Origin of the sequence: Streptomyces sp. NPDC050997 (genome assembly GCF_040660135.1) — a bacterium.
Classification (GTDB): domain Bacteria; phylum Actinomycetota; class Actinomycetes; order Streptomycetales; family Streptomycetaceae; genus Streptomyces.
Genome location: NZ_JBFAGK010000022.1, coordinates 132406 through 158458, shown reverse-complemented (window position 1 = coordinate 158458; position 26053 = coordinate 132406). Strand labels below are relative to the sequence as shown.

The window sequence follows — 26053 nt, the reverse complement described above, 5'->3', positions numbered from 1 at the left end:
TCGACCTCGACCACCGCACTCGCCGGAGCACGCAACGCGGTGTGCAGCACCGCCCGGTCCTCGGTGATATTGATCCGCTCACCCCCGAACATGGCGTCACGCAACCCGAACACGTCCGTGGCGACGGCCAGTTCCCGCAACAGGGCCAGCGTCTCGTCGGTGACCAGGTTCTTGGAGAAGTCGACGCGCAGGTCCCCCACGCGTACGACGTACCGCTCCGCGCGCCCGGGGTCCGTCGCGAACAGGTCACGCAGATGCGCGTGCCACTCGGCGCGGTGGTCCGCCAGAGCGGTCCACTCCGGCCGCTGGGTGAGCTTCGGGGTGTCGGCTTCGGAAGGGGAGTCAGACATGAGAGGGGATCTCCTTGGTGGCCTCGCCGCGCAGGGCGACGGCGTACATCTCGTCCGCGTCGAGGCGCCGAAGCTCCTCGGCGATGAGTTCGGAGGTGGTGCGGACCTTCAGTGCGAGGGTGCGCGAGGGCTGGCCGGGCAGGGTCAGTGTGGCCAGCGGGCCCTCGGGGCGGTCGATGACGATCTCGCCGTTCTCGGTGCCGAGGCGCACGGCCGTCACCACCGGCCCCGCGGTGACGACCCGGTCGACGGTGACGCCGAGGCGGGCCTCAAGCCAGCGGGCCAGCAGTTCCGCCGCCGGGTTCTCGTCCTCGGCCTCCACGGCCGCCGAGATCACCCTCACCCGGGCCTGGTCCAGGGCCGCGGCCAGCATCGAGCGCCATGGGGTCAGCCGGGTCCAGGCGAGGTCGGTGTCGCCCGGCGCGTAGGTGCGCACCCGGGTCCTGAGCACCTCCAGCGCGTTGTCCACCGCGTACAGGTCGGTGATCCGGCGCTGGGCCAGCGCGCCCAGCGGGTCCTTCGCCGGGTTGGCCGGCGCTTCCACCGGCCACCACACCACCACCGGGGCGTCCGGCAGCAGCAGCGGCAGGACGACGGAGTCGGCGTGGTCGGACACCTCGCCGTAGGTCCGCAGAATCACCGTCTCGCCGGTGCCGGCGTCGGCGCCCACCCGTACCTCGGCGTCGAGGCGGGAGCTGGTGCGGTCGCGCGGGGTGCGGGCGTGCCGCTTGATGACGACCAGGGTGCGCGAGGGGTGCTCGTGTGAGGCCTCCTCGGCCGCCTTGATCGCGTCGTAGGCGTTCTCCTCGTCCGTGACGATCACCATCGTCAGGACCATGCCCACGGCGGGTGTGCCGATGGCGCGGCGCCCCTGCACCAACGCCTTGTTGATCTTGCTTGCCGTGGTGTCGGTCAGGTCGATCTTCATGGCCTGCGCCAGCTCCGTCCGTCTCGTGCGAGCATCTCGTCGGCTTCCTCGGGTCCCCAGCTGCCGGACGCGTACTGCGCCGGCCTGCCGTGGTTCGCCCAGTAATCCTCGATCGGGTCGAGGATCTTCCAGGACTCTTCCACTTCCTGGTGCCGGGGGAACAGGTTGGCGTCGCCGAGGAGGACGTCCAGGATGAGTCGCTCGTACGCCTCCGGGCTGGACTCCGTGAACGACTCGCCGTAGGCGAAGTCCATGGACACGTCCCGGATCTCCATCGAGGTACCCGGCACCTTGGAGCCGAACCGGACCGTCATGCCCTCGTCGGGCTGGACGCGGATGACGATCGCGTTCTGCCCGAGCTCCTCGGTGGCGCTGGAGTCGAAGGGGGAGTGCGGTGCCCGCTTGAAGACGACGGCGATCTCGGTGACCCTGCGGCCCAGCCGCTTGCCGGTGCGCAGATAGAAGGGGACGCCCGCCCAGCGGCGGTTGTCCACCTCCAGCTTGACGGCCGCGTAGGTGTCGGTCTTCGACTGCGGGTCGATGCCCTCCTCCTGGAGGTACCCGGCCACCTTCGCGCCGCCCTGCCAGCCCTGCGTGTACTGCGCCAGCACGGTGTGCTCGCCCACCTCCTCCGGCCGCCGCACCGACTTCAGCACCTTGAGCTTCTCGGTGAGCAGCGACTCGGCGTCGAAGGCGATGGGCTCCTCCATGGCGGTCAGGGCCATGAGCTGGAGCAGGTGGTTCTGGATGACGTCACGGGCGGCGCCGATGCCGTCGTAGTAGCCGGCCCGGCCGCCGATGCCGATGTCCTCGGCCATCGTGATCTGCACGTGGTCGACGTACGACCGGTTCCAGATGGGCTCGTACATCTGGTTGGCGAAGCGCAGCGCCAGGAGGTTCTGGACGGTCTCCTTGCCGAGGTAGTGGTCGATGCGGAACACCTGGTCCGGCTCGAACACGTCGTGCACGAGCGCGTTCAGCTCACGGGCGCTCTTCAGGTCGCGCCCGAAGGGCTTCTCGATGACCGCCCGCCGCCAGGAACCCTCCGGCGGGTTGGCCAGCCCGTGCTTCTTCAGCTGCCGGACGACCTTCGGGAAGAACTTCGGCGGTACGGACAGATAGAAGGCGTAGTTGCCGCTCGTACCGCGCGAGGCGTCCAACTCGTCCACGGCGGACCGCAGTTGCTTGAACGCGGTGTCGTCGTCGAAGTCCCCGGGGACGAACCGCATCCCCTCGGCGAGCTGCTGCCAGACCTCCTCCCGGAACTCGGTGCGCGCGTGCTCGCGGACCGCGTCGTGCACGACCTGCGCGAAGTCCTGGTCCTCCCAGTCCCGGCGGGCGAACCCCAGGAGCGAGAAGCCCGGCGGCAGCAGACCGCGGTTGGCGAGGTCGTAGACGGCCGGCATCAGCTTCTTGCGGGACAGGTCGCCCGTGACGCCGAAGATGACGAGTCCGGACGGGCCGGCGATCTGCGGCAGCCGACGGTCCTGTGGGTGCCGCAGTGGGTTGGACCAGTCGGCGGGCGGCACGGCCGGGAAGGTGGTCACGGCCTCGGCCGCCTCGGTCGGTTCCTTGCTCATTCCTCGTCAACCCCCTTGCTGTTCAGGGACTTCGTCACGGCGTCCAGCAGGTCCTGCCAGGCCGCCTCGAACTTCGCGACACCCTCGTGCTCCAGCTGCCGCACGACCTCGTCGTACGAGATCCCGAGCCCCTCCACCGCCGCGAGGTCGGCGCGGGCCTGGGCATAGCCGCCGGTGACGGTGTCGCCGGTGATGTCGGCGTGGTCGGCGGCTGCGTTCAGGGTGGCCTCCGGCATGGTGTTGACCGTGCCGGGGGCGACCAGCTCGTCGACGTACAGCGTGTCCTTGTACGCCGGGTCCTTCACCCCGGTCGAGGCCCACAGCGGGCGCTGCTTGTTGGCACGGGCGCCGCCGAGGGCGGTCCAGCGCTCACCGGCGCGTGTCGCCTTGTCGGCAGAGCCGAACCTGTCCTCGTACGCCTCGTAGGCGAGCCGCGCGTTGGCGAGGGCGGCCCGCCCCTTCAGCGCCAGGGCCCCGGCGGTGCCGAGCAGGGTCAGCCGCTTGTCGATCTCGGAGTCGACGCGGGAGACGAAGAAGGAGGCCACGGAGTGGATCCCGGAGAGGTCCAGGCCCTTCGCCCGGGCCTTCTCCAGACCGGCGAGGTAGGCGTCCATGACCTCGAGGTAGCGCTCCAGGGAGAAGATCAGCGTGACGTTGACGCTGATGCCGAGGCCGATGACCTCGGTGATCGCCGGGAGGCCGGCCTTCGTCGCCGGAATCTTGATCAGGACGTTGGGGCGGTCCACCAGCCAGGCCAGCTGCCTGGCCTCGGCGATGGTGGCCGGTGTGTCGTGGGCCAGCCGCGGGTCGACCTCGATGGAGACCCGGCCGTCCCGGCCGCCGGTCGCGTCGTACACAGGCCGCAGGACATCGGCGGCGGCACGGACGTCGGCGGTCGTCATCATGCGCACGGCCTCGTCGACCGTGACGCCCCGCACGGCGAGGTCGTCGAGCTGCTCCTCGTAGCCTTCGCCGGAGCCGATGGCGGACTGGAAGATGGACGGGTTGGTGGTGACGCCCACCACGTGCCTCGTCCGGACGAGTTCGGCGAGGTTGCCGGACTCGATCCGCCCGCGGGAGAGGTCGTCAAGCCAGATGGAGACGCCCTCGTCGGACAGGCGCTTGAGTGCTCCCGCGTTCGCGGTCGCTTCGGTCACTGTGATCATCTTCTTTCGGGCGATCTGATCAACCGCGGGCGGCGGTCGGGTCTGTAGGCGAATCGAGCACGGCCCGGGCGGTCGCGGCGACGTTCTCGGCGGTGAAGCCGAACTCGGCGAACAGGGTCTTGGCGTCGGCGGAGGCGCCGAAGTGTTCGAGGGAGACGATGCGTCCCGCGTCACCCACGAACCGGTACCACGTCAGACCGATCCCGGCCTCGACCGCGACGCGGGCCTTCACGGACGGCGGAAGGACACGGTCGCGGTACTCGCGCGACTGCTCCTCGAACCACTCGACCGACGGCATCGACACCACCCGGGTGCCGACCCCCTCGGCCTCCAGTTGTTCCCGCGCGCCCACGGCGAGCTGGACCTCGGAGCCGGTGGCGATCAGGACGACGTCGGGGATCTCGGTGGAGGACTCCACCAGCACGTAACCGCCGCGCGCCGCGTCCGGGTTCGGCGCGTACGTCGGCACGCCCTGGCGGGTGAGCGCGAGGCCGTGCGGTGCCGGGTCGGTGGCGTGCCGCTTGAGGATCTCGGCCCAGGCGATCACGGTCTCGTTGGCGTCGGCCGGGCGGACGATGTTCAGGCCCGGGATGGCGCGCAGGGACGCGAGGTGCTCGACGGGCTGGTGCGTGGGCCCGTCCTCGCCGAGGCCGACGGAGTCGTGCGTCCAGACGTAGGTGACGGGCAGCTGCATCAGCGCGGACAGCCGGACGGCGTTGCGCATGTAGTCGGAGAACACCAGGAAGGTGCCGCCGTAGATACGGGTGTTGCCGTGCAGCGCGATGCCGTTCATCTCCGCGGCCATGGAGTGCTCGCGGATGCCGAAGTGGATGGTGCGGCCGTACGGGTCGGCCTCCGGCAGCGGGTTGCCCTTCGGCAGGAAGGAGCTCGCCTTGTCGATGGTGGTGTTGTTCGAGCCGGCCAGGTCGGCGGAGCCGCCCCACAGTTCGGGGATGACCGCGCCGAGCGCCTGGAGCACCTTGCCTGAGGCGGCGCGGGTGGCGACCGCCTTGCCCTCCTCGAAGACCGGCAGGGCGTCCTGCCAGCCCTCGGGGAGCTGACCGGCGACCACGCGGTCGAAGAGCCGCGCGCGCTCCGACTGGGCGCCGCGCCACTTGTCGAGCTGCTTGTCCCAGGCCGCGTGCGCCTCGGCACCCCGGTCGAGGGCCTGACGGGTGTGGGCGAGGACGTCGTCGGCGACCTCGAAGGTCCGCTCCGGGTCGAAGCCGAGGACGCGCTTGGTGGCGGCGACCTCGTCCTCGCCGAGCGCGGAGCCGTGCGCGGCCTCGGTGTCCCGCGCGTTCGGGGCGGGCCAGGCGATGATCGTGCGCATCGCGATGATCGAGGGGCGTCCGGTCTCGGCCTGCGCGGCCCGCAGCGCCGCGTGCAGGGCGTGGACGTCGATGTCGCCGTCCTCGCCGGGCTCGACGCGCTGCACGTGCCAGCCGTAGGCCTCGTAGCGCTTCAGGACGTCCTCGGAGAAGGCGGTCGCGGTGTCGCCCTCGATGGAGATGTGGTTGTCGTCGTAGAGGAAGACCAGGTTGCCGAGCTTCTGATGGCCGGCCAGCGAGGACGCCTCGGACGAGATGCCCTCCTCCAGGTCGCCGTCGGAGACGATGCCCCAGATGGTGTGGTCGAAGGGCGAGCCGCCCTCGGGGGCCTCCGGGTCGAACAGACCGCGCTCGTATCGGGCGGCCATCGCCATGCCCACCGCGTTGGCGACGCCCTGTCCGAGCGGCCCGGTGGTGGTCTCCACGCCGGCGGTGTGCCCGTACTCGGGATGACCGGGCGTCTTCGACCCGTGCGTGCGGAAGGCCTTGAGGTCGTCGAGCTCCAGCTCGTACCCGGCGAGGAAGAGCTGGGTGTAGAGGGTGAGCGAGGTGTGTCCGGGGGACAGCACGAAGCGGTCACGGCCCGTCCACTCCGGGTCGGCCGGGTCGTGACGCATCACCTTCTGAAAGATCGTGTACGCCGCCGGGGCCAGGCTCATCGCGGTGCCGGGATGGCCATTGCCCACCCGCTGTACGGCATCCGCGGCCAAAAGGCGGGCGGTGTCGACGGCACGCCGGTCGAGATCGGTCCATTCGAAGCTGTCCGGTGTCTGCGTGCTCATCTTCAAGAAGTCCTCGATCGGAGCGGGATAGCTGGTCTGACGTGTTCAAAGTTAAAAGTCTGACTTTTACGAGGGAAGGTCGTGGTGTGTCAGCCTGTGGTGAAAGTGGGACACCGGGCGCGTGATCGAGGCGGCACGAGAAGGACATGGTGGACAGAACCATCCAAGCCGGAGACGGTGACGGCGATATTGACGCGATCAGAACGTTCCCCTTCCCGGTCGAGTTGAGCGTCGGCGGTGTCGGCATGCAGGTCGGCCCCATGGGAACCGGCCGCCCCTGGCACGCCGACGCGCCCCTGCACCGCGTCCACCGCATCGACTTCCATGTCGTGATGCTCTTCGACGACGGCCCCGTACACCACATGATCGACTTCGCCGAGTACGAGGTGACGGCCGGCGACCTGCTGTGGATCCGCCCGGGGCAGGTCCACCGCTTCTCACGCACCAGCGAGTACCGCGGAACCGTACTGACCATGCAACCCGGCTTCCTGCCCCGGACCACGGTCGAGGCCACCGGGCTCTACCGCTACGACCTGCCGCCCCTGCTGCACCCCGACGAGCCCCGGTCGGCCGGCCTGCGCGCCGCACTCGCCCAACTCCAGCGCGAGTACGAGGACACCACGACCCTCCCGCCGAGCCTGCACACAACGGTCCTGCGCCACACCCTGACGGCGTTCCTGCTGCGGCTGGCCCATCTCGCGGCGAGCTCCGCGGAAGCGGCCCGGCAGTGGTCGGACACCACCTTCACCCTCTTCCGCGAGGCGGTCGAGCAGGGCTTCGCCACCAACCACAGCGTCAGCGCGTACGCCGACGCCCTCGGGTACTCCCGCCGCACCCTCGTGCGCGCGGTCCGCGCCGCCACCGGCGAGACCCCCAAGGGCTTCATCGACAAACGTGTCGTCCTGGAGGCCAAACGCCTCCTCGCCCACACCGACATGCCCATCGGCCGCGTCGGCGCCGCCGTCGGTTTCCCCGACGCGGCCAACTTCTCCAAGTTCTTCCACCAGCACACGGAGATGACGCCGGCGGCGTTCCGGGCGGAGCTGCGCTGAGTGGTGCCGGCGCCCGCCGACATGGAGGAGGGGCTCCACGCGCGCGTGGAGCCCCTGGTGGAAGTCGCCGGTCAGTGGCCGAAGTTGAACCAGTTCACGTTCACGAAGTCGGACGGCTGGCCGCTCGTGAAGGTGAGATACACGTCGTGTGTCCCCGTCACCGGGCTGATGTTGGCCGGGACCGTTCTCCAGGACTGCCAGCCGCCCGTGCCGGCGAGGGCGAAGCTGCCGACGGGGGTGGCGGTACGGCTGTCCAGACGGACCTCGACCAGGCCGCTGACGCCGCCCGCCGCGCCGCTCGCGACCCGGGCCACGAACTGGTTGGCCGCCGTGGAGCCGAAGTTGACGCCTTTGTAGAGGGCCCAGTCGCCGTTTGCGAGGGCGCCGATGTTCTGGCCGCCGCCCGTGTCGGACGTGGTCTCGGTGGTCGTACCGGACTGGGTGTCGTACGACTCGGCCTGGATGGCGGCGTAGGCGTCGCGGTTGCCGGTGGGCGGGGGAGTGGTGCCGCCCCCATCGGACGACAACACCTGGACGTAGTCGACGACCATCGGGACGCCGGAGCGGGTGTCGCCGTCCAGACCGCCGCCGAAGGCGTCCGGGAAGCCGCCGCCCATCGCGACGTTCAGGATCACGAAGTAGCCGTGGTTGGTGGCGTTGGTCCAGGTCGTCGCGTCGACCTGGTTCGCGGTGACGGTGTGGTAGTTGACGCCGTCGACGTAGAAGCGGATCGCCTCCGGGCTCGCCGAACGGTCCCACTCCATCGAGTAGGTGTGGAAGCCGGACTGGCAGGTCGTGTTCGGGCAGGCGACGGAGTTGCCGATGCCGGTGGTCTCGTTGCAGGGGCCGCCCGGGTTGGTGCCGCAGTGCATCGTCGACCAGACCTTGTTCAGGCCCTGCACGTTCTCCATGATGTCCAGCTCGCCGACGCCCGGCCAGTTCTGGTAGTTGCCGCGGTAGGGCGAGCCGAGTGCCCAGAACGCGGGCCAGTAGCCCTCGGCGGCGGTGCCCGTGACGTTCGGCATCTGGATCCGGGCCTCCACCCGTAGCTTGCCGCCGGACGGGGGCTGGAAGTCGGTGCGGTTGGTCTCGATGCGACCCGAGGTCCACTTGCCGGCCGCGTCACGCAGGGGGGTGATGCGCAGGTTGCCGTTGCCGTCGAGGGAGACGTTGCTGGTGCTGTTCGTCATCGTCTCGACCTCGCCGGTGCCCCAGTTGGCGGGGCCGCCCGGGTACGAAGTCCCGGTCGAGTACTGCCAGTTTGCGGTGTTCACGCCGGTGCCGGCGGTGCCGATGAAGTCGTCGAGGAAGACCTGTGTCCAGCCCGACGGGGGCGTGGGCGCGGCGGCGTCGGCGGACGGCGAGGCGACCGCGGCGGCCGCCGCCGCGAGCCCCAGTGTGCTGACGACGGCGACGAGTGCCCGTCGAAGCGGGCGGCGCCGTCTGCGGGGGGTGCCGGAGGTGTCACTCATGGGGAGGCCTCTCGGGTACGGAGGGGAATGAGCGGGTGCCTTCGAGAGCCCTGCCCCAACGTCCTGAGAGCGCTCTCACGGCGCGGCCAATGTGCTCCTCGTCGCCCCGGTCGTCAAGAGTTGAAGCAGGGAAAGTCCTTGCGTCGCAGGTGACTTCACCCCATGAATCACGGGCGCGTCGTCACGGACGGCACGGTCGCGGCCTCTTCGCGCAGCCCCAACCGCTCATGCGCCCGGCGCAGCGGCTTCGGTGCCCACCAGGCCCGTCGGCCGAGCAGGGACATCGTCGCGGGTACGAGCAGCATCCGTACGACCGTCGCGTCGATGAGGACGGCGAGGGTGACCCCGAGACCGAGCTGCAGGATGGGGGAGAAGCCACCCGTCATGAAGGCGCCGAAGACGACGGCGAGGAGCAGGGCGGCGCAGGTGACGACCCGGCCGGAGCGGCGCAGGCCGGTCACCACGGCCTCCTGGTCGTCCCCGCTCCGCAGCCGGGCCTCGCGCATCCGGGCGAGGATGAACAGCTCGTAGTCCATGGCCAGACCGAAGGCGATCGCGATGATCAAGGGCGGCGCGGACAGGCTCAGCGCGCCCAGGCCCTCGGCGCCGAGGAGTCCGGCCAGATGACCGTCCTGGAAGACCCACACCACCACGCCGAGCGCGGCGCCCAGACTGAGCAGGGTGGTGGCGATCGTCCGCAGCGGGATCAGCACCGAGCCGGTAAAGGCGAACAGCAGGACGAAGAGGCCGGCCAGGACGATCACGGCCGCCCAGGGCGCCCGGTCACCGAGCATCGCGCGGAAGTCGACCAGCTGGGCCGCGACGCCGGTCACCTCCACCGGCTCGTCGCCGCGGAGCTCACGTACCCGTTCGACCAGGCCGGTGGCGGCCGGGCCGTCCGCACTGCCGGGCGGCGGCAGTTCCACGACGGTGGCGCCGCCCCCCGGCTCGTGCGACTCGGCGTTCGGCGACAGGGCGCGGATCCGGTCGGCTGTCGCGCCGTCGGTGCCGGGTTTGAGGACGACGGTCACCGCGGGCACCCCGGTGCCGGGCGGGAAGTGCGCGGCGACGGTGTCGTACAGCTGCCGTGCCTCGGTGCTCGACGGCAGCTGGGTGGCGTCCCCGATGCTGATCCTCATGCCGGTGACGGGCAGCGCCAGCACCAGCAGGGCCGGGACGACCGTGACCAGGACGGCGACGCGGCGGCGCGATGCGAAGCGGGCCAGGCGGGCGAAGAGCCGGCCCTCATCGCCCTCGGCCGGGGCCCGCGACGGTGCGATCTTCGCACCGAACCGGGTGAGCAGTGCCGGCAGCAGGGTGACCGCGGCCAGCATGTCGATGACCACGACGGCGGCCACCGCCAGGCCCATGCTGCGCAGGAAGACGCTCGGGAAGACCAGCAGCCCGGTCAGGCTGACGGCCACGGTGAGCCCGGAGAACACGACGGTCCGTCCGGCCGCCACGACCGTGCGGTGCACGGCCTCGACGACGTCCGGCGTGTGCCGGCGCTCCTCGCGGAACCGGACCAGCATCAACAAGGCGTAGTCGACGGCGAGTCCGAGGCCCAGCATCGTGGTGACCTGGATCGCGTACACCGAGATGTCGGTGACCTGGCTGAAGGCGAACAGCGCCAGGAACGCCCCCGCGATCCCGCTGACCGCGATCACCAGTGGCAGCGCCGCCGCGCGCAACCCGCCGAACACCACGAGCAGCAGGGCCAGCACGACTGGCAGCGAGATCAACTCGGCGGTCTTCACGTCCTGCTGGGCCCGCTCGCCGAGTTGCCTGCCGAGCAGCTCGCCGCCGCTGACATGGACCTCGGGCGCCTGGATCTGCTTGACGCGGGCGACCGTCGAGTCCGTAGCGTCCTCCTCGGCGTCGTCGCTCAGACCCCCCTCGAAGGTGACGGGAATGATCAGGGCCCTGCCGTCCCGGGCGGTGAGACCGGGCGTGGTGTACGGGTCGGGTACGGCGGCGACCCCGGCGATCTCGCGCACCTCGGCGACGGCCCGTTCGACCTGGGAGCGCAGACCGGATTCGGAGACGGCCGTGCCCGCGACGACGGCGGTGACGGACTCGCCGGTCGGATCCACGCGGTCGAGGTACCGGTCGGCCAGGTCCGACTCGGTGCCGGGGACGTCGGGCACGTCGTCGGAGAGGTCGCCGAAGACGCCTGTCCCGAGCCCGAAGCCGAGCAGCAGGAGGACCACCCAGAGGCAGATGACGGTCAGCGGGCGGCGGGTAGCAGCCCGGGCGAGTGCGGAGAGCATGGTCCCTCCCGGCGGGTTGACGGTTGACGACGTCCTCAAGACTCGTGCCGGGGAGGTGATCGACGGATCGCCGGGGCGAGCGGTTCCGGGCCTCCGTCGTACGAGGGAGACGGTGCGGCGGCTCACTCCTCGGAGGGAGGAATGACCGGGACCCGTAAGGGAGTTGACCGACCGGACAGCCTCGATCCGCACGACCGCCACGGCGAGACCGGCCGACGTCGGCGCCGAGGTGATCGCCGAGCCGACGCGCACCCGTGGAACTCCCTGAACCGACGTCACGGAGGGGGACGACTAGGGGGCTCCCGGGGTCACGAGCCCCGTCTCGTAGGCGCGGATCACCGCCTGTACGCGGTCCCGGAGGCCCAGCTTGCTCAGCACGTTGCTGACATGGGTCTTGACGGTGTGTTCGCTCACGAAGAGGGTCGTGGCGATCTCGGCGTTGGACAGCCCGCGCGCCAGCATCCGCAGGATCTCCACCTCGCGCGCGGTCAGGACGTCCAGCCGGTCGGGCGTGATCTCCGTGGCGGTCTCCTCGCGGCGGCGCCGCACGATGTCCGCGACCAGCCGGCGGGTCACCGCCGGCGCGAGCAGCGAGTCGCCCGCCGCGACCACCCGGACCGCGTGCACCAGGTCGTCCCGGCGCACGTCCTTCAGCAGGAATCCGCTCGCGCCCGCGTGCAGCGCCTCGTACACGTACTCGTCCAGGTCGAACGTGGTCAGCATGACCACCTTGCAACTGGACTGCGCGCACACCCGTCGGGCCGTCTCCAGCCCGTCCATGACCGGCATCCGGATGTCGAGGAGCAGCACGTCGGGCGCGTGGTGCAGCACGGCGGCGACCGCCGCGGCGCCGTCCCCGGCCTCGGCGACCACCTCGATGTCCGCCTGCGCCTCCAGGATCATGGTGAAGCCGCTGCGGACCAGCTCCTGGTCGTCGGCGACGACCACCCGCAGGCTCACCCGGGCGCCGCCTGCCGATCGGCGCCGGCGGGAAGCCGTACGACGACCCGGAAACCCCCGTCGGGCCCGCGCCCCGCCTCGGCGCTGCCCCCGCAGGCCGCCGCCCGTTCCCTGAGCCCGATCAGCCCGTGCCCGCCGCCCGCGCTCGTGGAACCCCTGCCGTCGTCCGTCACCGTGAGCGTCAACTCGTCCTCACTCCAGTCGAGTTCGACCTGTGCGGAGGAAGCGTACGCGTGCTTCACCGTGTTGGTCAGGGCTTCCTGCACCGCGCGGTAGGCGGCGACCTCGGTGTCCGGCGGGAGCCGGCGCGGCTCGCCCCCCACCCGCAACTCCACACGCAGGCCTGCCGATTCGGTGACCCGCCGGACCAGCGCGGGCAGTGCGGCGAGGTCCGGCTGGGGCCAGAGGGCCACCCCACCGCTTCGTTCCTCCTCCTTCAACACCCCGAGGATCCGGCGCAGTTGGGCCATCGCGTCGCGCCCGCTCGCAGCGATCGCGTCGAACGCCGCCTCGGCGCGCTCCGGATCGCTGCGCACCACGACCGGCCCGGCCTCGGCCTGGACGACCATCAGGCTCACCGCGTGCGCCAGGATGTCGTGCATGTCCCGGGCGATCCGGGCCCGCTCCAGCGCGAGGGCCCGCGCGGTCTCCGCGGCCCGCTCCCGCTCCAGGCGCCTGGCCCGGTCCTCCACGGCGGCGGTGTAGGCGCGCTGGACGCGGGAGAGCACACCGAGGCCGTAGGCACAGATCATGCCGGTCAGATGGAAGGCGTACTCGAAGGGTTCGGAGTGCTCCCGGTGCTGCATGGTCAGGACGCCCCCGAGCAGCCAGCCCAGCAACATCGTGCGGCGCTGCAGGCGCGGACCCCGCGCGGCGAGGGTGTAGAGGACGACCAGCCCGCCGTACAGCACGTCCGGGGGCGGCGCGTGGTACACCGCCATCGCGGGGGTGGCCAGGGACACCGCCCAGGCGCTGGCGTACGGGGCCCGGCGCCGCCAGATCAGGGGCAGGGCGGTGGCGGCCCCGAGCAGCCAGCCCTGCCAGGACAGTCGGTCGTCGCCCTCGTCGGGGAACATCCACTGCAGGGAGACGGCGAACAGCACCAAGGCGGCGAGCGCCGAGTCGACGACGTACGGGTTCGCGGTCCTGAGACGGGTGACGGCGGGGTCGATCCACGTGTTCCAGGGGCGAGCGGGCATGGGCGGCTCCTCAGCGCACGGCCGTCCCAGTATCGCGACGCCCCGAGGGCCCCGTCCTCACCGGTGCGAGGGATGTCCTCCGGTCGCCCGCGACCCGCTGCGGGGCCGGCTCTCGTCCGGCTGCCACCCCAGCGCCCGGGAGATCCCGCGCGCCGCGAGCCGCACCGCCGGGACGAGCACCGGCACCTGGGCGTCGGCCTGCGGCACCACCACCGACACCGCCGCGACGAGGGTGCCGCCCGGTCCGCGCACGGGCGCCGCCACCGACAGGGCGTCCTCGGTGACCTGACGGTCGCTCACCGCCACGCCCGAGCGCCGCACCTCGGCCAGTACCCGGCGCAGCTGACCTGCGTCGGTGAGGGTGTACGGGGTGAGGGAGGCGAGCCGTCCCGCGCAGTACTCCTTCTGGAGTTCCGGATCGCCGTACGCGAGCAGGACGAGTCCCACGCCGGTGACGTGCAGCGGCCAGCGGGCGCCGACGCGGATGTGCACGCCGACCGACGAACGGCCCGAGATCCACTCGGTGTAGACGACCTCCGAGCCGTCGCGCACCGCCAACTGCACGTTCTCGTGCGTGGCTTCGTACAGGTCCTCCAGGTAGGGCAGCGCGGCCTGACGCAGCGCGAGTCCGCGGGGTGCCAGGGCGGCGACCTCCCAGAGCCGCAGCCCGACGTGGTAGACGCCGGACTCGTCCCGCTCCAGGGCGCCCCACTCGGTGAGGGCGCCGACGAGCCGGTGGGTGGTGGTCAGGGACAGGCCGGCCCGGCGGCTGATGTCCGTCAGGCACAGCGCCGGGTGGTCGTGGTCGAACGCGGCGAGGACGGACAGCAGCCGGTCGGGCGCGGAACGCGCCGCCTGCGACAGGGCGGCGTCGGCGGTCGTCGGCACGGCGTCACCCCAGCCCGGTCTCGGCGACTCTCTGCAGCAGCGAGTGGAGCACATCGCGCTCGGCCGGGTCGAGGGGCTGGAGCAGCTCGTTCGTGACCCGCAGTCCGGCCTCGTCCGTGTCGCGCAGGAAGGCGCGACCGTCCGCGGTGAGGACGACGACGCGGCTGCGCCGGTCGTCGGGGGAGGGACGGCGCTCGGCGAAGCCCAGCTTCTCCAGGTCGTCGACCAGGCCGACGATCGCGCTCGGGTCGTAGCCGAGGGAGGTGCTCAGTTCGCGTTGCAGGGCGCCCTTCGACGTGGCGAGGAAGCGCAGCAGCGCGTAATGGCGCAGGCGCAGGCCGGACTCCTGGAGGGAGGCGTTGAACAGCTGCCCCGAGCGCAGTCCGAGCCGGTACAGCAGATAGCCGGTGTCCGCGTGCAGCCCACGCATCCACGGCTCGTAGGCGTCGATCGGAGCGGGGCTCGCGGCAGGGGGCGTCGGGTGCGGCTGGCGGGCGATGGCGGACTCCCTGGTCGAGGCCCCGGTCGGGGCGGTCGTGCGTGGTGCGTCGGTGGTGCGTCGTGCGTGGTGCGCCGGTGTGGTGCGTGGCGTGGTGTGTCGGCGTGGTGGGTCGGTGTGCTGCTCCCAGTCTGAAGCCAGTCTGGCGCACCGGCCGGTCGACAACAACTATTGACGTCAACAATTATTGCTCTTAGCTTCGAACTCGAAGCCGCACCCCGCTCCGACCGGTTCTCGCGGTCGTGGCTCCTCGTGAAGGGACTCGCTCGTGCCCAGCATCGATCTCACCGGCAAGGTCGCCGTCGTCACCGGCAGCGGCCGGGGCCTCGGCCTCGCCTACGCGCAGGCCCTCGCCGCCCACGGCGCGTCCGTCGTCGTCAACGACGTGGACGAGGCCGTCGCCGAGGCGGCCGTGAAGTCCATCACCGAGGCCGGTGGCAAGGCCGTCGCCGAGGTCGTCCCGGTCGGCACGACCGAGGCCGCCGAGCGGCTGGTCGACCGTGCGGTGGAGGAGTTCGGGCGCCTCGACATCCTGGTCACCAACGCCGGCATCCTGCGGGACAAGGTGCTGTGGAAGATGACCGACGAGGACTTCGACGCGGTGATCACCACCCACCTCAAGGGCACCTTCACCTGCGCCCGTGCCGCCGCCGTCCGGATGCGCGAGCAGGGCGAGGGCGGCAGCCTGATCCTGGTCGGTTCCCCGGCCGGGCAGCGCGGCAACTTCGGGCAGACGAACTACGCCGCCGCCAAGGCGGGCATCGCCGCGATGGCCCGCACCTGGTCCATGGAACTGGGCCGCGCGGGCATCACCGTCAACGCGATCGTGCCGGTCGCCGCGACCGCGATGACCGAGACCATCCCCGCCTTCGCCCCGTACATCGACGCCATGAGGAACGGCGAGCCGCTGCCGGACTTCCTGCGCAAGGGCGAGGGCTTCGGCACCCCCGAGGACTGCGCCGCGCTCGTCCCCTTCCTCGCCTCCGAGGCCGCCCGGGGTATCACGGGCCAGGCCATCGGCATCGGCGGCGACAAAGTGGCACTCTGGTCGCATCCGCAGGAGATCAGCGCGGCCTACGCCGACGGCGGCTGGACCCCCGGGACACTCGCCGACGCCTTCCCCACGTCGGTAGGCGCCGAGCTCCAGAGCGTCGGCATCCCCGCCCCGAAGTTCCCGGAGGCCTGACCATGGCGACCATCGACGTCGAGGATCTGGTCGCGATCGACGTCCACACCCACGCGGAGGTGTCCTCGAAGGGCCACTCCTCGCTGGACGACGACCTGCACGACGCCTCCTCCGCCTATTTCAAGGTCGAGGGCAAGCGGAAGCCGACCCTGGAGGAGACCGCCGCCTACTACCGGGAGCGGAGGATGGCCGCCGTGATCTTCACGGTGGACGCCGAGTCCGCGACCGGCACCCGGCCCGTCCCCAACGAGGAGGTCGCCGAGGCGGCCGCCGCCAACGCGGACGTCCTCATCCCCTTCGCCTCCATCGACCCCTTCCGGGGAAAGGCGGGGGTCAGGCAGGCCCGCCGCCTGGTCGAGGAGTACGGGGTGAAGGGCTTCAAGTTCCACCCCAGCATCCAGGGCTTCTTCCCCAACGACCGGTCCGTGGCGTACGACCTCTACGAGGTGATCGAGGAGACCGGCACGATCGCGTTGTTCCACACGGGCCAGACCGGCATCGGCGCCGGAGTGCCCGGCGGGGGCGGGATCCGGCTGAAGTACTCCAACCCCCTCCATGTGGACGACGTGGCCGCCGACTTCCCGCAACTGAAGATCATCCTGGCGCATCCGTCCTTCCCCTGGCAGGACGAGGCCCTCGCCGTCGCCACGCACAAGCCGGGCGTGCACATCGACCTGTCCGGCTGGTCGCCGAAGTACTTCCCTCCGCAGCTGGTGCAGTACGCCAACACCCTGCTCAAGGACAAGGTCCTCTTCGGCTCCGACTTCCCCGTCCTCACCCCCGACCGCTGGCTCGCCGACTTCGAGAAGCTGTCGATCAAGGACGAGGTCAAGCCGAAGATCCTCAAGGAGAACGCCGCCCGCCTGCTCGGGCTGACGAAACCGTAAAGGGGCGTCACGATGCGCAACGAGGGACTGGGCTCGTGGCCCGCACGCCGGGCCCGCAAGACCCCGCACCGCACCGCCCTGGTCCACGGTGAGCAGTCGACGGACTACCGCACGCTGCACACCCGCACCACCCGCCTCGCGCACGCCCTGCGCGCCCGGGGCGTCCGGCGCGGCGACCGCATCGCCTACCTCGGCCCCAACCACCCCTCCTACCTGGAGACACTGTTCGCGGCGGGCACCCTCGGCGCGGTCTTCGTCCCCCTCAACACCCGCCTCGCCGGCCCCGAGATCGCCTACCAGCTCGCCGACTCCGGTTCCAGAGCTCTTGTCTACGGCCCCGCGTTCCAGGGGCTGGTCGCCGGACTGCCGGGCAACAGCGATGTCCGGACGTACGTCGAGGTCGGCGCCGAGTACGAGCAGGTGCTCGCCGAGGCACCGGCCGAGCCGATCGACGAGCCGGTCGCCCCCGACGACACCTGCATCATCATGTACACCTCGGGCACGACCGGCCGCCCCAAGGGCGCCATGCTCACCCATGGCAACCTCACCTGGAACGCGATCAACGTCCTCGTCGACACGGACCTGATCGCCGACGAACGCGCCCTGGTCTGCGCCCCGTTGTTCCACACGGCCGGCCTCAACATGCTCACCCTGCCGGTCCTCCTCAAGGGCGGCACCTGTGTCCTGGTCGAGGCATTCGACCCGGAGGCCACCTTCGACCTGATCGAACGGCACCGGATCACCTTCATGTTCGGGGTGCCGACGATGTTCGACCAGGTGGCCCGGCATCCGCGCTGGAAGGGCGCCGACCTGTCCTCCCTGCGGATCCTCACCTGCGGCGGCTCCCCGGTGCCGAGCCCGCTGATCGCCGCCTACCAGGAGCGCGGGCTGACCTTCCTCCAGGGCTACGGCATGACGGAGGCCGCCCCCGGCACGCTGTTCCTGGACGCCGAGCACGCCGTGAGCAAGGCGGGCTCGGCCGGAGTGCCGCACTTCTTCAGCGACGTCCGGGTCGTCGGGCCGGACCTCGCTCCGGCGGACGTCGGCGAGACCGGCGAGGTCGTGGTGCGCGGGCCGCACGTCATGCCCGGCTACTGGGGGCTGCCCGAGGAGACGGCCGCCGCCTTCGCCGACGGCTGGTTCCGCAGCGGGGACGCGGCCCGGACCGACGAGGACGGCTATGTCTTCATCGTCGACCGCATCAAGGACATGATCATCTCCGGTGGGGAGAACATCTACCCCGCCGAGATCGAGGACCTGCTCCTCGCCCACCCGGACATCGTCGAGTGCGCGGTCATCGGCGTGCCGGACGACAAGTGGGGCGAGGTGCCGCGCGCGGTGGTCGTACCGCGCGGGGGCGCTTCGCTGGATCCCGACGAGGTGCTGGCCTCGCTGGCCGGGCGGCTCGCCAAGTACAAGATCCCCAAGTCCGTGGTGGTGGCGGACGAACTGCCGCGCACCGCCTCCGGGAAGCTCCTGAAGTCCCGGGTGCGCAAGCGCTACGGAAATCATCAACTCCCTTAAGGAATCGGCTACTTATGAGCATCACCGTGAACGGCATCGACGAACTGAGGAAGCTGGCAGGAAGTGACCTCGGGACCAGCGAGTGGATCGAGGTGACGCAGGAGCGGATCGACACGTTCGCCGATGCCACGGGGGATCACCAGTGGATCCATGTGGACCCCGAGCGCGCGAAGGAGGGCCCGTTCGGCGCGCCCATCGCCCATGGGTACCTGACGCTTTCCTTGTTCATCCCGCTGTTCACCGAGCTGTTGGATGTCGAGGGTGTCTCGACGAAGGTCAACTACGGGCTGAACAAGGTGCGTTTCCCGTCACCGGTGAGGGTCGGGTCGAAGATCCGGCTGGTGGGGAAGCTGGTCTCTGTCGAGGACGTGGCGGGCGGGGTGCAGATCGTCGTCGACGGGATGATCGAGATCGAGGGGGACGCCAAGCCTGCGGCTGTGCTGCAGAGTCTGTCGCGTTTTTACGCGTGAGTGGATTTCCGTAGCGCCGTAGGGGTTGAGCTGTGTGGGGAACTGCGCGTCCGATGTGGCTGGTCGCGCAGTTCCCCGCGCCCCTTACGGGGCGCTCCTCAGTTGCCCACCACGTCCACGAAGATCGGGTTGGAGTAGAACCACGTGTCCGCCCACGGGTCGCCGTCTCCGGGCACGTGGGGGATCGGGCCGTGCGGGTCGATGGAGGCGCCCAGGTAGCCCGTGCCGTTGCGGTTGCCGTCGCTGCCGCGGAGGCGGACGTAGAAGGACTCGTCGCCGGCGGTCAGCGGGATGCGCAGGGTGTACGTCCCCTTCCGGCCGGAGACGTCCTTCGTCTGGACGACCTTGGTGTCGGGAGCCTTCCAGGCGTCCCGGTCGGTCGCCGGGCCGCGCACCGCGCCCCGGATCACGTCCACGTGCGCCAACTCCGGCAGGATTCCCTGGGTGTTGGGCCGAGAGGTGGTCGTGACGGTGACGTTCAGCGTGAGCTTCTCGCCCTTGCGGACCCGCAGCCGGCCGCCGAGGGTGGCGCCCCGTCCGTGGTCGCGGTCCCGGTTCAGCCGCACGTCGAGCCCGTCGAGCAGATGCCCGTGGTCGAGCCAGACCCGGCCCGCACGCAGGCCCGCCATCACCGCGCGGTAGCCGTAGCGGGTCACGCCCACATGGGTGCGGCTGAACTGGCCGGGCCAGAAGTCGCCGCCGGGCTGAGGGGTGTCGGTGTTCACCGGGTCGGGGATGTGGCCGGTGTTGTCGAAGTTCTGCCCCGGCGGCCAGTCGCCGTTCTTCCAGGTGTCGAAGACGACGCGGTGCACATCCGAGTTGGTGGTGATGGTGAACAACTTGCCCTCGGCGAGCATCGCGTCCCACATGCCGCCGACGGTCGCCGTCATCCAGTCGAATCCGCCGTACAGGACGTACGCGTTCTCCGGGTAGCCGGGCCAGGAGTTCACGGACGGCTTGTTGGTGTACTCGCCGCGCTGTGAGTCGGGTCCCTCCCAGCCGGGGATGCCCCCGCCCTGGGCGCCGGGCGCCCCCTCCATCCCGATCATGATCTCCGGCGCCGCGTCCCGCCAGTTGCGCATCTCGTGCGGTGAGTCGATGCCCAGCCGCAGCGGGTGGTTCGCGAGGACCAGGACGTCGTCGACGTAGCCCGAACGCCGTTGGTCGGCGAGCCACTTGATGGCCTTCACGGCGTGTGCCTCGTTGCGGGCCGTGTTCGGGTTGTCCGCCGCGCCGTCCGTGTAGTTGAGCAGCTTGCCGTCGTACGCGAGCTCGAACTGTGTGAGCAGGTCGACCTCGTGCGGTCCCGGCGCCGCGAACACCGTGCAGTGCTCGGCGGCCGGGATGTACCACTCCAGACCCTGGAAGATCAGCTGACGGGGGTTCGCGGCCCGCGCCTTGAGGATCTCCTGGTGCTCCAGCTTCGCCCCGTAGGACGCGTGCCCGAAGTTGGAGTGCTCGTTGAAGACCATCCAGTCGAGGCCGTACCTGGCTGACGCGGTGGCCAGTTGGGAGAACGTGTACTTCGCGTCGTGGCTGTAGACGGAGTGGATGTGGTGGTCGCCGACGAGGTAGGCGAGGCGGGGGTCGTCGCCGCCGAGCGGTCTGTCGTCCGACGCTGCCGCCACCGCCGGCGTGGCCGCCGAGCCGAGAGCGAACGCCGCACCGAACAGGCCCGCGCGGCGCAGGAGCCCGCGCCGGGAGACACCCTGCGCGTCGAGTTCGGAGGGGGAGACGGACGGGTCGGCCCAGGCGGGCAGCTGCTGATCGGTCATCGTGTCTGTCCTCAACGGATTCAACTGATTGAACGGATTCAGTGGATTCAGTGGATTCAGTGGTTCATGAACGAGGTGACGGGCAGCGCCCGTTCGACGATCCGGACGTCGCCGAGCCGTCCGTACAGGATCTGGTCGATCTTCCCGGCGTACTCGTAACCCCCCAGCAGCCACGGCAGTCCGACAGAGGTGAGCCCGACAGCGGAGGCGTGCGGATTGCGGGCGACGGGGCAGCCCTGGACGTACATCGTGGTGTGGGAGCCGTCATTGACGACGGCGACGTGCCACCACGCCTCCCGGGCCGTCTCGTCGCCCCAGTTCGTGGCGATGCCCTGCTGGTTGAGCGGCCGGACCGCCCACTGCGGGCCGGGCCCGTCGGACAGCGAGAGCGTGGCGAGCGGCTCGTCGGGGTCATCCGCGGTCTTGCCCGCGGCGCCGCCCGTGCCGGTCCGGCTGACCAGTCCCGACCAGGCGTTGTGGCCGGGGTCCCAGTCGGCCGGGACACGGTAGAAGGCCTCGATGGTGTAACCGGCCTTGAAGGTCGCCGAGTTGAGGGGCGCTCCGTCGACCGTGCGCAGGTAGGCGCCCTTCAGTGGGGACTTGTATCCCTGGAACTCCAGGCTGCCGTGGCCGGGCTGGTCGGGGTGGTGGTCCGACGACCAGCCCAGGGAGCCGCCGCCCACCGACACCGGGGTGAGGTCGTTGCCGCGGCCGGACAGGTCACGGACCGTGCCGGACACGGGTGACTCGAAGCGCCAGTACGCGACCGTGCCCGGGACGAGCATCCTCGACGCGGGGCGGGCCGGGCGGACGGGCACCGGGTCGAAGCCGGCGAAGCGGTCGGCGAAGTCGATGTCGACGGAGAACCGGTCGGCGTCGCCGCTCAGCTCGATCTCCTGCCGCTCCAGCTCGTTGAGCCCCTTCGCGGCACGGCCGAGGATCCACGGGGAGACCGTCTCCACGTCGATGACGTCACGGTCCAGGTCGAAGTGGTAGAGGCGGATCATCGCCGCGCCACCGAAGTACCGGTTCTGATAGTTCGTCAGGTGCAGGTGGACGTCGTTCCCCGCCGCGTTCTTGCGCGTGGCCCGGCCGGCCGGCCAGTAGTGCCCGCCCAGGGCGAGGAAGATCTGGTCGTGGTCGTCGATCAGCTGGTCCCACAGCTGCTGCCCGTACGCCGACAGGGTGTCGTCCTCGACGACCAGCTCGTGCGTGGTGAGGATGACGGGCGTCCCGGGGTGCTGGGCCAGGACGGCCTTGGCCCAGTCGTAGCCCTTCGTCGACAGCCGCCAGTCCAGGGCGAGCACCAGCCACTCGCGGCCGGCGGCCCTGAAGTGGTGGAAGGTGTTGTAGCCGTCCGGGGAGGCGCCGCCGAACGTCGGCTTGCCCTTGAACCGGTCCGGCCCGAAGGTGTTCAGGTACGGCGTCTGGCCCCGCTGGTCGTCGGTCGACGACTTCACGTCGTGGTTGCCGGCCAGGACGCTGTAGCCGACGCCGCGCCGGTCCAGCAGTCCGAACGCCTCGCCGATCGCGGTGACTTCGGCCTGGGCGCCGTTCTCCGTGAGGTCGCCGAGGTGGGACAGGAAGACGATGTTGTCGTCCTCGCCGTGCTCCAGCAGATAACGCAGAGAGGCCTCGACGGGGGCCTTGTCGATGCTCGGCCCGTCGAAGAGGTACTGCGTGTCGGGCATGACGGCGAGCGTGAAGCGACGGCTGTCGGGATCGGGCCGCCAACTCGCCTGGGAAGCCTGGGAAGCCGGGGCTGCCTCGGCGGTCGTCGGCAGCGCGAGGCCGGCTGTGGCCGCCGCGCCCAGCAGGGCGCTCGCCCGCAGGAAACCGCGTCTGCCGGCACCGGCCTGCGCGGCCTCACCCTGGTCGTGCTCATGCGAAACGCACACGTGTGCTCCGTAACACTGCGTAAAGGTGACAGAGGAGGTGTGGGGGGTTCAGAGCGCGCGCAGGGTCCAGCTCCAGCGATGGGTGCCCGGTGCGACGAGGTAGGAGGGAGAGGTGTCCGGGCCGCACGAGGCGGTGCCCAGGCCGCGGTGGGCGGCGTCGAGGTGGACGACGCAGCCGGCCCGTGGGACGAGTTCGTCGTGGTGGGTCACGGAGGTCAGGTCGTCGGCGCGGTAGCGGGTCACGGAGACCTGCCGGGGTTCGTCCAGTACGACCGTCAGCCCGGTGGCGTCCGGTGCCGACAGGGTGAAGCGACGTACGCCGTGCCGCCCACCGCTCTCCTGCGGGCGCAGGTAGGGGGTGAACAACTCGTCCACGGTTACGGAGTGGTGGCCGACCGGCGCCCCGAAGGCGCGGTCCGGATACGCCTCCCAGGGGCCCTGCCCGTACCACTCCATCAGGTCCAGGCCCGCCACCGTCTCGAACACGGAGCCGACCCGTGCCACGTCGGTGAGCGAGTCCGGCAGCTCGGCCGACTCCTCGACCTGGACGCCACCCTCGACCGGGGTGAACACCTGCGTGTGCCGGATGACACCGGCCGCCGCGGCGTACTCCGCGGACACCGTGACGCGGCCCTCCGCCCGGCGCACGTCGACGACCTTGCGGACCAGCGTGTCGAGGCCCCAGGCCCGCCAGTTCACCGCCATCCCGCCGAGTTCGTCGTTGTCGGTGGGGGCTCGCCACAGCGACAGCGTGGGCGCCGAGGCGAGTAGGGGATGGACGAGCAGACCGTCACCGTCGACCTCGACGGAACGATTCCGCGCGGGCGGGAGAGGAGCCCGAAGGTCAGCCGCCCGCAGTCGCACCTGTGGCAGGCACACCTCCGTCCCGCGCGGCGCCCACGGCTCGTCCCCGGCGGTGGTCACGCGCAGGGTCAGCCACGCCTCCCCGCCGTCCTGGGGCAGTTCGAAGGGCAGCGGCACCGCGGCCGTCTCGCCCGGCCGCAGCTCGGGCAGCTCGGCCGGCGCCGTCAGGGTGCCGCCGTCGGCCAGGGACAACCGCCACTCGGCGGACAGCCAGTCCAGGCCGCGGAAGTGCTGGTGGTTGCCGATGACGATGCCCTCGTGCCGGAAGCACTCCAGCCGTACCGGCGCCGCGATCTCCCGGTGCTCGTACATCACGGGCTTGGGAGTGCGGTCCGGGAAGACCACCCCGTCGGCGATGAACGCGCCGTCGTGGATCGCCTCGCCGAAGTCGCCGCCGTACGCCCAGCGATGTCCGGGCGCGGCGGCACCGTTCTCATAGAGTCCGGCGCCCCCACGCCCGACCGGTCTGCCGTCGTTCACACGCTGCAGGATTCCGTGGTCCCAGAACTCCCAGATGAAGCCGCCCTGAAGACCTGGGGTGGACTCGATGGCCGCCCAGTGGTCGGCCAGCGTGCCGTTGCTGTTGCCCATCGCGTGGGAGTACTCGCACTGGATCAGCGGCTTGGTCTGCTCCCCGGACAGCGCGTGCGCGACGCAGTCCTCCAGCGGCGCGTACATGGGGCAGGCGATGTCGGAGGCGAGCTCCGGGTCCGCCCAGCCGCGCTTGGCGGCGCCCTCGTACTGGATAGGCCGGGTCGGATCGTGCCGGCGCACCCAGCCCGCCGCCGCGTCGTGGTTCGCGCCGTAGTCGGACTCGTTGCCCAGCGACCAGACGATGATCGAGGGGTGGTTCTTGTCCCGCAGCACCATCCGGGAGACCCGGTCGACGAAGGCGTTCAGATAGCGCGGGTCGTCGGCGATCTCGTGGGCGTGGTCGTGGGACTCGATGTCGGCCTCGTCCACCACGTAGAACCCGAGCTCGTCGGCCAGGTCGTACAGCGCCGGGTCGTTCGGGTAGTGGGAGGTGCGGACCGCGTTGAATCCGAAGCGCTTCAGCAGCAGCAGGTCAGCGCGCATGTCGTCGTACGTCACCGTCCGCCCGGTCAGCGGATGGAAGTCGTGCCGGTTGACGCCCCGGATGTACACCCGCTCGCCGTTGACCAGCAGGTCCCGGCCGACGATCTCGACATCCCGGAAACCGATCCGGTGGTGCGAGGCGTCGGCGACCGTGCCGTCGGCGCGGTGCAGCCGGACGGTCAGGTCGTACAGTTCGGGCTCCTCCGCGTTCCAGGTGCGTACGTCCGTGACGGTCGTCAGCAGCCGTGCCTCGCCGAGGAAGTCGGAGACCCGCTCGTCCTCGGCGTTGGCCCGGTCGAACTCGCCGTCCTGGGAGAGGAGATGACCGTCCAGCTCGCCGCTGACGTACCACCCCTGCGGCAGCGCCCTGCCCGTGTCCCGCACCTGGCAGTCCACCCGCAGGTCGCCGTACCGTCCCGCGCGCACGGTCACGTCCGCGAGCCGCAGCTGGTCGGTCGCGTACAGCAGCACCGACCGCGTGACACCGCCGTGCCACCACTGGTCCTGGTCCTCGATGTGCGAGGCGTCCGACCACTTCACCACGGTCAGCCGTACGGTGGCCCGCTCGCCGGGGCGTACCGCCTCGGTCAGGTCGAACTCGGCGGCCAGATGCGAGTCCTTGGAGATGCCCACCGCACGCCCGTCGACATGCACCAGCAGCACGCTCTCGGCGGCCCCGACCTGGAGCACGATCCGCCGCCCGGCCCACTCGGCGGGCACGTCCACCGAGCGCTCGTAGACCCCCGTCGGATTGGCGGCGGGAGTGAGCGGAGGGAACTGCGCGAACGGCATACCGATGTTGGTGTACTGCGGAAGGTCGTCCGTGCCCTGCGTCGTCCAGACTCCGGGGACGTACGAGGACGACCAGTCGTCCGCCAGTGGCGCGTCCGGCGCCGGCAGCAACTGGAAGCGCCAGTCGCCGTCCAGCTTCAGCGCGCCGGCGCGGCGGTCGACGGCGTTCATCGGCAGCCGACGCCAGGAGGTCACCTCGGGTGTCTCCCAGGGGCGGAGCGCGAGCAGCGGGTCGGTCACTTGATGGCTCCCTTGCCGAGGTCGCCGATGATCTGCTTGGCGCCGACCGCGAACACGATCAGCAGCGGGATCAGGGCGAGCAGCGCGCCGGTCATCACCATGCCGTAGTCGGTGGTGCCGTGGACGCCGTTGAGCTGCGACAGCGCGACCTGGAGGGTGACGTTGTCCGGGTTGGTCAGGGCGATCAGGGGCCAGGCGTAGTCGTTCCACTGGCCCATGAAGGTGAAGATGCCGAGGAAGGCGAGGCCCGGGCGGACCACGGGAAGCGCCACATGCCAGTACTGGCGCAGGAAGTGCGCGCCGTCGATCCTCGAGGCGTCCAGCAGTTCGTCGTGGATCGCGCTCTTCATGTACTGACGCATCCAGAAGATGCCGAACGCGTTGGCCGCCGCCGGCACGATCAGCGCCGTCATCGAGCCGATCCAGCCGATCTTCGACATGATCACGAACTGCGGGATGATCGCCATCTGCGTCGGCACCATGAAGATCGCCATCAGCAGGACGAACAGCGCCCTGCGGCCCGGGAACTCGAACTTGGCGAAGACGAACGCGGCCAGCGAGTCGAAGAACAGGACCAGGAAGGTCACCGCGCTTGCCACCAGCAGCGAGTTGAACATCGAGCCGAAGAAGTCGATGTTGTCGAAGAGGCTGCGTACGTTCTGCAGGAAGTGCGAGCCGGGCAGCAGCTTCGGCGGGTAGGAGAAGATCTCGGTCGACGTGTGCGTCGACATGATGATGGCCCAGTAGAACGGGAAGGCCGACAGCAGCAGCCCGATGACGAGGACCGCGTGCAGCGCGATGCCCCGGCGCCGGGAACCCTGGATGCCCTTGGAGCTTGTGGTGTCCTGGACGGATGCCATGGT

The 26053-nt window shown here is 70.6% G+C and carries 19 protein-coding genes and 1 pseudogene; 5 read left to right on the top strand and 15 right to left on the bottom strand.

Annotation, left to right across the window (positions count from 1 at the left end; genetic code table 11):
- The 5 genes and pseudogenes from AB0H86_RS36180 to tkt all read right to left on the bottom strand — a co-directional run.
- Nucleotides 1-350, bottom strand: a pseudogene (locus AB0H86_RS36180) (glucose-6-phosphate isomerase); the annotation flags it as partial.
- A complete protein-coding gene (gene opcA, locus AB0H86_RS36175; RefSeq protein WP_362448890.1) occupies nt 343-1278 on the bottom strand; it encodes a glucose-6-phosphate dehydrogenase assembly protein OpcA in 936 nt (311 codons plus the stop codon). The gene opcA and the pseudogene AB0H86_RS36180, both read right to left, overlap by 8 nt.
- Complete coding sequence (gene zwf / locus AB0H86_RS36170) at nt 1275-2858, bottom strand: glucose-6-phosphate dehydrogenase (RefSeq protein WP_362448888.1); 1584 nt, start codon at nt 2856-2858, stop codon at nt 1275-1277. The genes opcA and zwf overlap by 4 nt, the downstream gene beginning before the upstream one ends.
- Nucleotides 2855-4024, bottom strand: coding sequence for a transaldolase (gene tal, locus AB0H86_RS36165; protein ID WP_362448886.1), 1170 nt, complete (start codon nt 4022-4024; stop codon nt 2855-2857). The genes zwf and tal overlap by 4 nt, the downstream gene beginning before the upstream one ends.
- Before the next feature lie 19 nt (nt 4025-4043).
- A complete protein-coding gene (gene tkt, locus AB0H86_RS36160) occupies nt 4044-6137 on the bottom strand; it encodes a transketolase (RefSeq protein WP_362448884.1) in 2094 nt (697 codons plus the stop codon).
- A gap of 146 nt (nt 6138-6283) precedes the next feature.
- On the opposite strand from tkt, the gene AB0H86_RS36155 reads away from it, so the two are divergent.
- A complete protein-coding gene (locus tag AB0H86_RS36155; protein WP_362448882.1) occupies nt 6284-7189 on the top strand; it encodes a helix-turn-helix domain-containing protein in 906 nt (301 codons plus the stop codon).
- Nucleotides 7190-7260: 71 nt separating this feature from the next.
- Here AB0H86_RS36155 and AB0H86_RS36150 read toward each other — a convergent pair whose 3' ends face one another.
- From AB0H86_RS36150 to AB0H86_RS36125, 6 genes are all read right to left on the bottom strand, one after another.
- Entirely contained in the window at nt 7261-8661 is a 1401-nt protein-coding gene (locus AB0H86_RS36150; protein WP_362448880.1) for a glycoside hydrolase family 16 protein, read from the bottom strand.
- A 167-nt stretch (nt 8662-8828) separates the two neighbouring features.
- Nucleotides 8829-10931, bottom strand: a complete 2103-nt coding sequence (locus tag AB0H86_RS36145; protein WP_362448878.1) for an MMPL family transporter — start codon at nt 10929-10931, stop codon at nt 8829-8831.
- Between the two features lie 291 nt (nt 10932-11222).
- On the bottom strand, nt 11223-11891 hold the full coding sequence (locus AB0H86_RS36140; RefSeq protein WP_362448876.1) for a response regulator transcription factor: 669 nt from the start codon (nt 11889-11891) through the stop codon (nt 11223-11225).
- On the bottom strand, nt 11888-13090 hold the full coding sequence (locus tag AB0H86_RS36135; protein ID WP_362448874.1) for a sensor histidine kinase: 1203 nt from the start codon (nt 13088-13090) through the stop codon (nt 11888-11890). Before AB0H86_RS36135 ends, AB0H86_RS36140 begins: the two co-directional genes overlap by 4 nt.
- 57 nt (nt 13091-13147) lie before the next feature.
- A complete protein-coding gene (locus AB0H86_RS36130; RefSeq protein WP_362448872.1) occupies nt 13148-13978 on the bottom strand; it encodes an IclR family transcriptional regulator in 831 nt (276 codons plus the stop codon).
- 4 nt (nt 13979-13982) lie between these two features.
- Nucleotides 13983-14408: a MarR family transcriptional regulator gene (locus AB0H86_RS36125; RefSeq protein ID WP_362448870.1), complete on the bottom strand. Its 426-nt coding sequence runs from the start codon at nt 14406-14408 to the stop codon at nt 13983-13985.
- A gap of 337 nt (nt 14409-14745) precedes the next feature.
- Between AB0H86_RS36125 and AB0H86_RS36120 the strand changes: the two genes are divergently transcribed.
- Genes AB0H86_RS36120 through AB0H86_RS36105 form a run of 4 tightly spaced genes read left to right on the top strand, consistent with a single transcriptional unit; the run spans nt 14746 to nt 18544 of the window.
- Nucleotides 14746-15663: an SDR family oxidoreductase gene (locus AB0H86_RS36120; RefSeq protein ID WP_362448868.1), complete on the top strand. Its 918-nt coding sequence runs from the start codon at nt 14746-14748 to the stop codon at nt 15661-15663.
- A gap of 11 nt (nt 15664-15674) precedes the next feature.
- The gene (locus tag AB0H86_RS36115) at nt 15675-16550 is read left to right on the top strand and encodes an amidohydrolase family protein (RefSeq protein ID WP_362448912.1); all 876 of its coding nucleotides are present in this window, start codon (nt 15675-15677) and stop codon (nt 16548-16550) included.
- A gap of 12 nt (nt 16551-16562) precedes the next feature.
- The gene (locus AB0H86_RS36110; RefSeq protein ID WP_362448866.1) at nt 16563-18074 is read left to right on the top strand and encodes a long-chain fatty acid--CoA ligase; all 1512 of its coding nucleotides are present in this window, start codon (nt 16563-16565) and stop codon (nt 18072-18074) included.
- Nucleotides 18075-18088: 14 nt separating this feature from the next.
- A complete protein-coding gene (locus tag AB0H86_RS36105; protein ID WP_362448864.1) occupies nt 18089-18544 on the top strand; it encodes a MaoC family dehydratase in 456 nt (151 codons plus the stop codon).
- A 98-nt stretch (nt 18545-18642) separates the two neighbouring features.
- Here AB0H86_RS36105 and AB0H86_RS36100 read toward each other — a convergent pair whose 3' ends face one another.
- The 4 genes from AB0H86_RS36100 to AB0H86_RS36085 are packed head-to-tail and all read right to left on the bottom strand — an operon-like array spanning nt 18643 to nt 26050.
- Complete coding sequence (locus AB0H86_RS36100; RefSeq protein ID WP_362448862.1) at nt 18643-20319, bottom strand: histidinol-phosphatase; 1677 nt, start codon at nt 20317-20319, stop codon at nt 18643-18645.
- Nucleotides 20320-20375: 56 nt separating this feature from the next.
- On the bottom strand, nt 20376-22217 hold the full coding sequence (locus AB0H86_RS36095) for a LamG-like jellyroll fold domain-containing protein (protein WP_362448860.1): 1842 nt from the start codon (nt 22215-22217) through the stop codon (nt 20376-20378).
- 48 nt (nt 22218-22265) lie between these two features.
- Nucleotides 22266-25190, bottom strand: coding sequence for a glycoside hydrolase family 2 TIM barrel-domain containing protein (locus tag AB0H86_RS36090; RefSeq protein ID WP_362448858.1), 2925 nt, complete (start codon nt 25188-25190; stop codon nt 22266-22268).
- Nucleotides 25187-26050, bottom strand: coding sequence for a carbohydrate ABC transporter permease (locus tag AB0H86_RS36085; RefSeq protein ID WP_362448856.1), 864 nt, complete (start codon nt 26048-26050; stop codon nt 25187-25189). Before AB0H86_RS36085 ends, AB0H86_RS36090 begins: the two co-directional genes overlap by 4 nt.
- Nucleotides 26051-26053: the final 3 nt, after the last annotated feature.

What these genes read in the sequence shown, in the direction of transcription:
- opcA (WP_362448890.1), bottom strand. Translation starts at nt 1,278, where the DNA reads ATGAAGATCGACCTGACCGACACCACGGCAAGCAAGATCAACAAGGCG.
- zwf (WP_362448888.1), bottom strand. Translation starts at nt 2,858, where the DNA reads ATGAGCAAGGAACCGACCGAGGCGGCCGAGGCCGTGACCACCTTCCCG.
- tal (WP_362448886.1), bottom strand. Translation starts at nt 4,024, where the DNA reads ATGATCACAGTGACCGAAGCGACCGCGAACGCGGGAGCACTCAAGCGC.
- tkt (WP_362448884.1), bottom strand. Translation starts at nt 6,137, where the DNA reads ATGAGCACGCAGACACCGGACAGCTTCGAATGGACCGATCTCGACCGG.
- AB0H86_RS36155 (WP_362448882.1), top strand. Translation starts at nt 6,284, where the DNA reads ATGGTGGACAGAACCATCCAAGCCGGAGACGGTGACGGCGATATTGAC.
- AB0H86_RS36150 (WP_362448880.1), bottom strand. Translation starts at nt 8,661, where the DNA reads ATGAGTGACACCTCCGGCACCCCCCGCAGACGGCGCCGCCCGCTTCGA.
- AB0H86_RS36145 (WP_362448878.1), bottom strand. Translation starts at nt 10,931, where the DNA reads ATGCTCTCCGCACTCGCCCGGGCTGCTACCCGCCGCCCGCTGACCGTC.
- AB0H86_RS36135 (WP_362448874.1), bottom strand. Translation starts at nt 13,090, where the DNA reads ATGCCCGCTCGCCCCTGGAACACGTGGATCGACCCCGCCGTCACCCGT.
- AB0H86_RS36125 (WP_362448870.1), bottom strand. Translation starts at nt 14,408, where the DNA reads ATGCGTGGGCTGCACGCGGACACCGGCTATCTGCTGTACCGGCTCGGA.
- AB0H86_RS36110 (WP_362448866.1), top strand. Translation starts at nt 16,563, where the DNA reads ATGCGCAACGAGGGACTGGGCTCGTGGCCCGCACGCCGGGCCCGCAAG.
- AB0H86_RS36105 (WP_362448864.1), top strand. Translation starts at nt 18,089, where the DNA reads ATGAGCATCACCGTGAACGGCATCGACGAACTGAGGAAGCTGGCAGGA.
- AB0H86_RS36100 (WP_362448862.1), bottom strand. Translation starts at nt 20,319, where the DNA reads ATGACCGATCAGCAGCTGCCCGCCTGGGCCGACCCGTCCGTCTCCCCC.
- AB0H86_RS36085 (WP_362448856.1), bottom strand. Translation starts at nt 26,050, where the DNA reads ATGGCATCCGTCCAGGACACCACAAGCTCCAAGGGCATCCAGGGTTCC.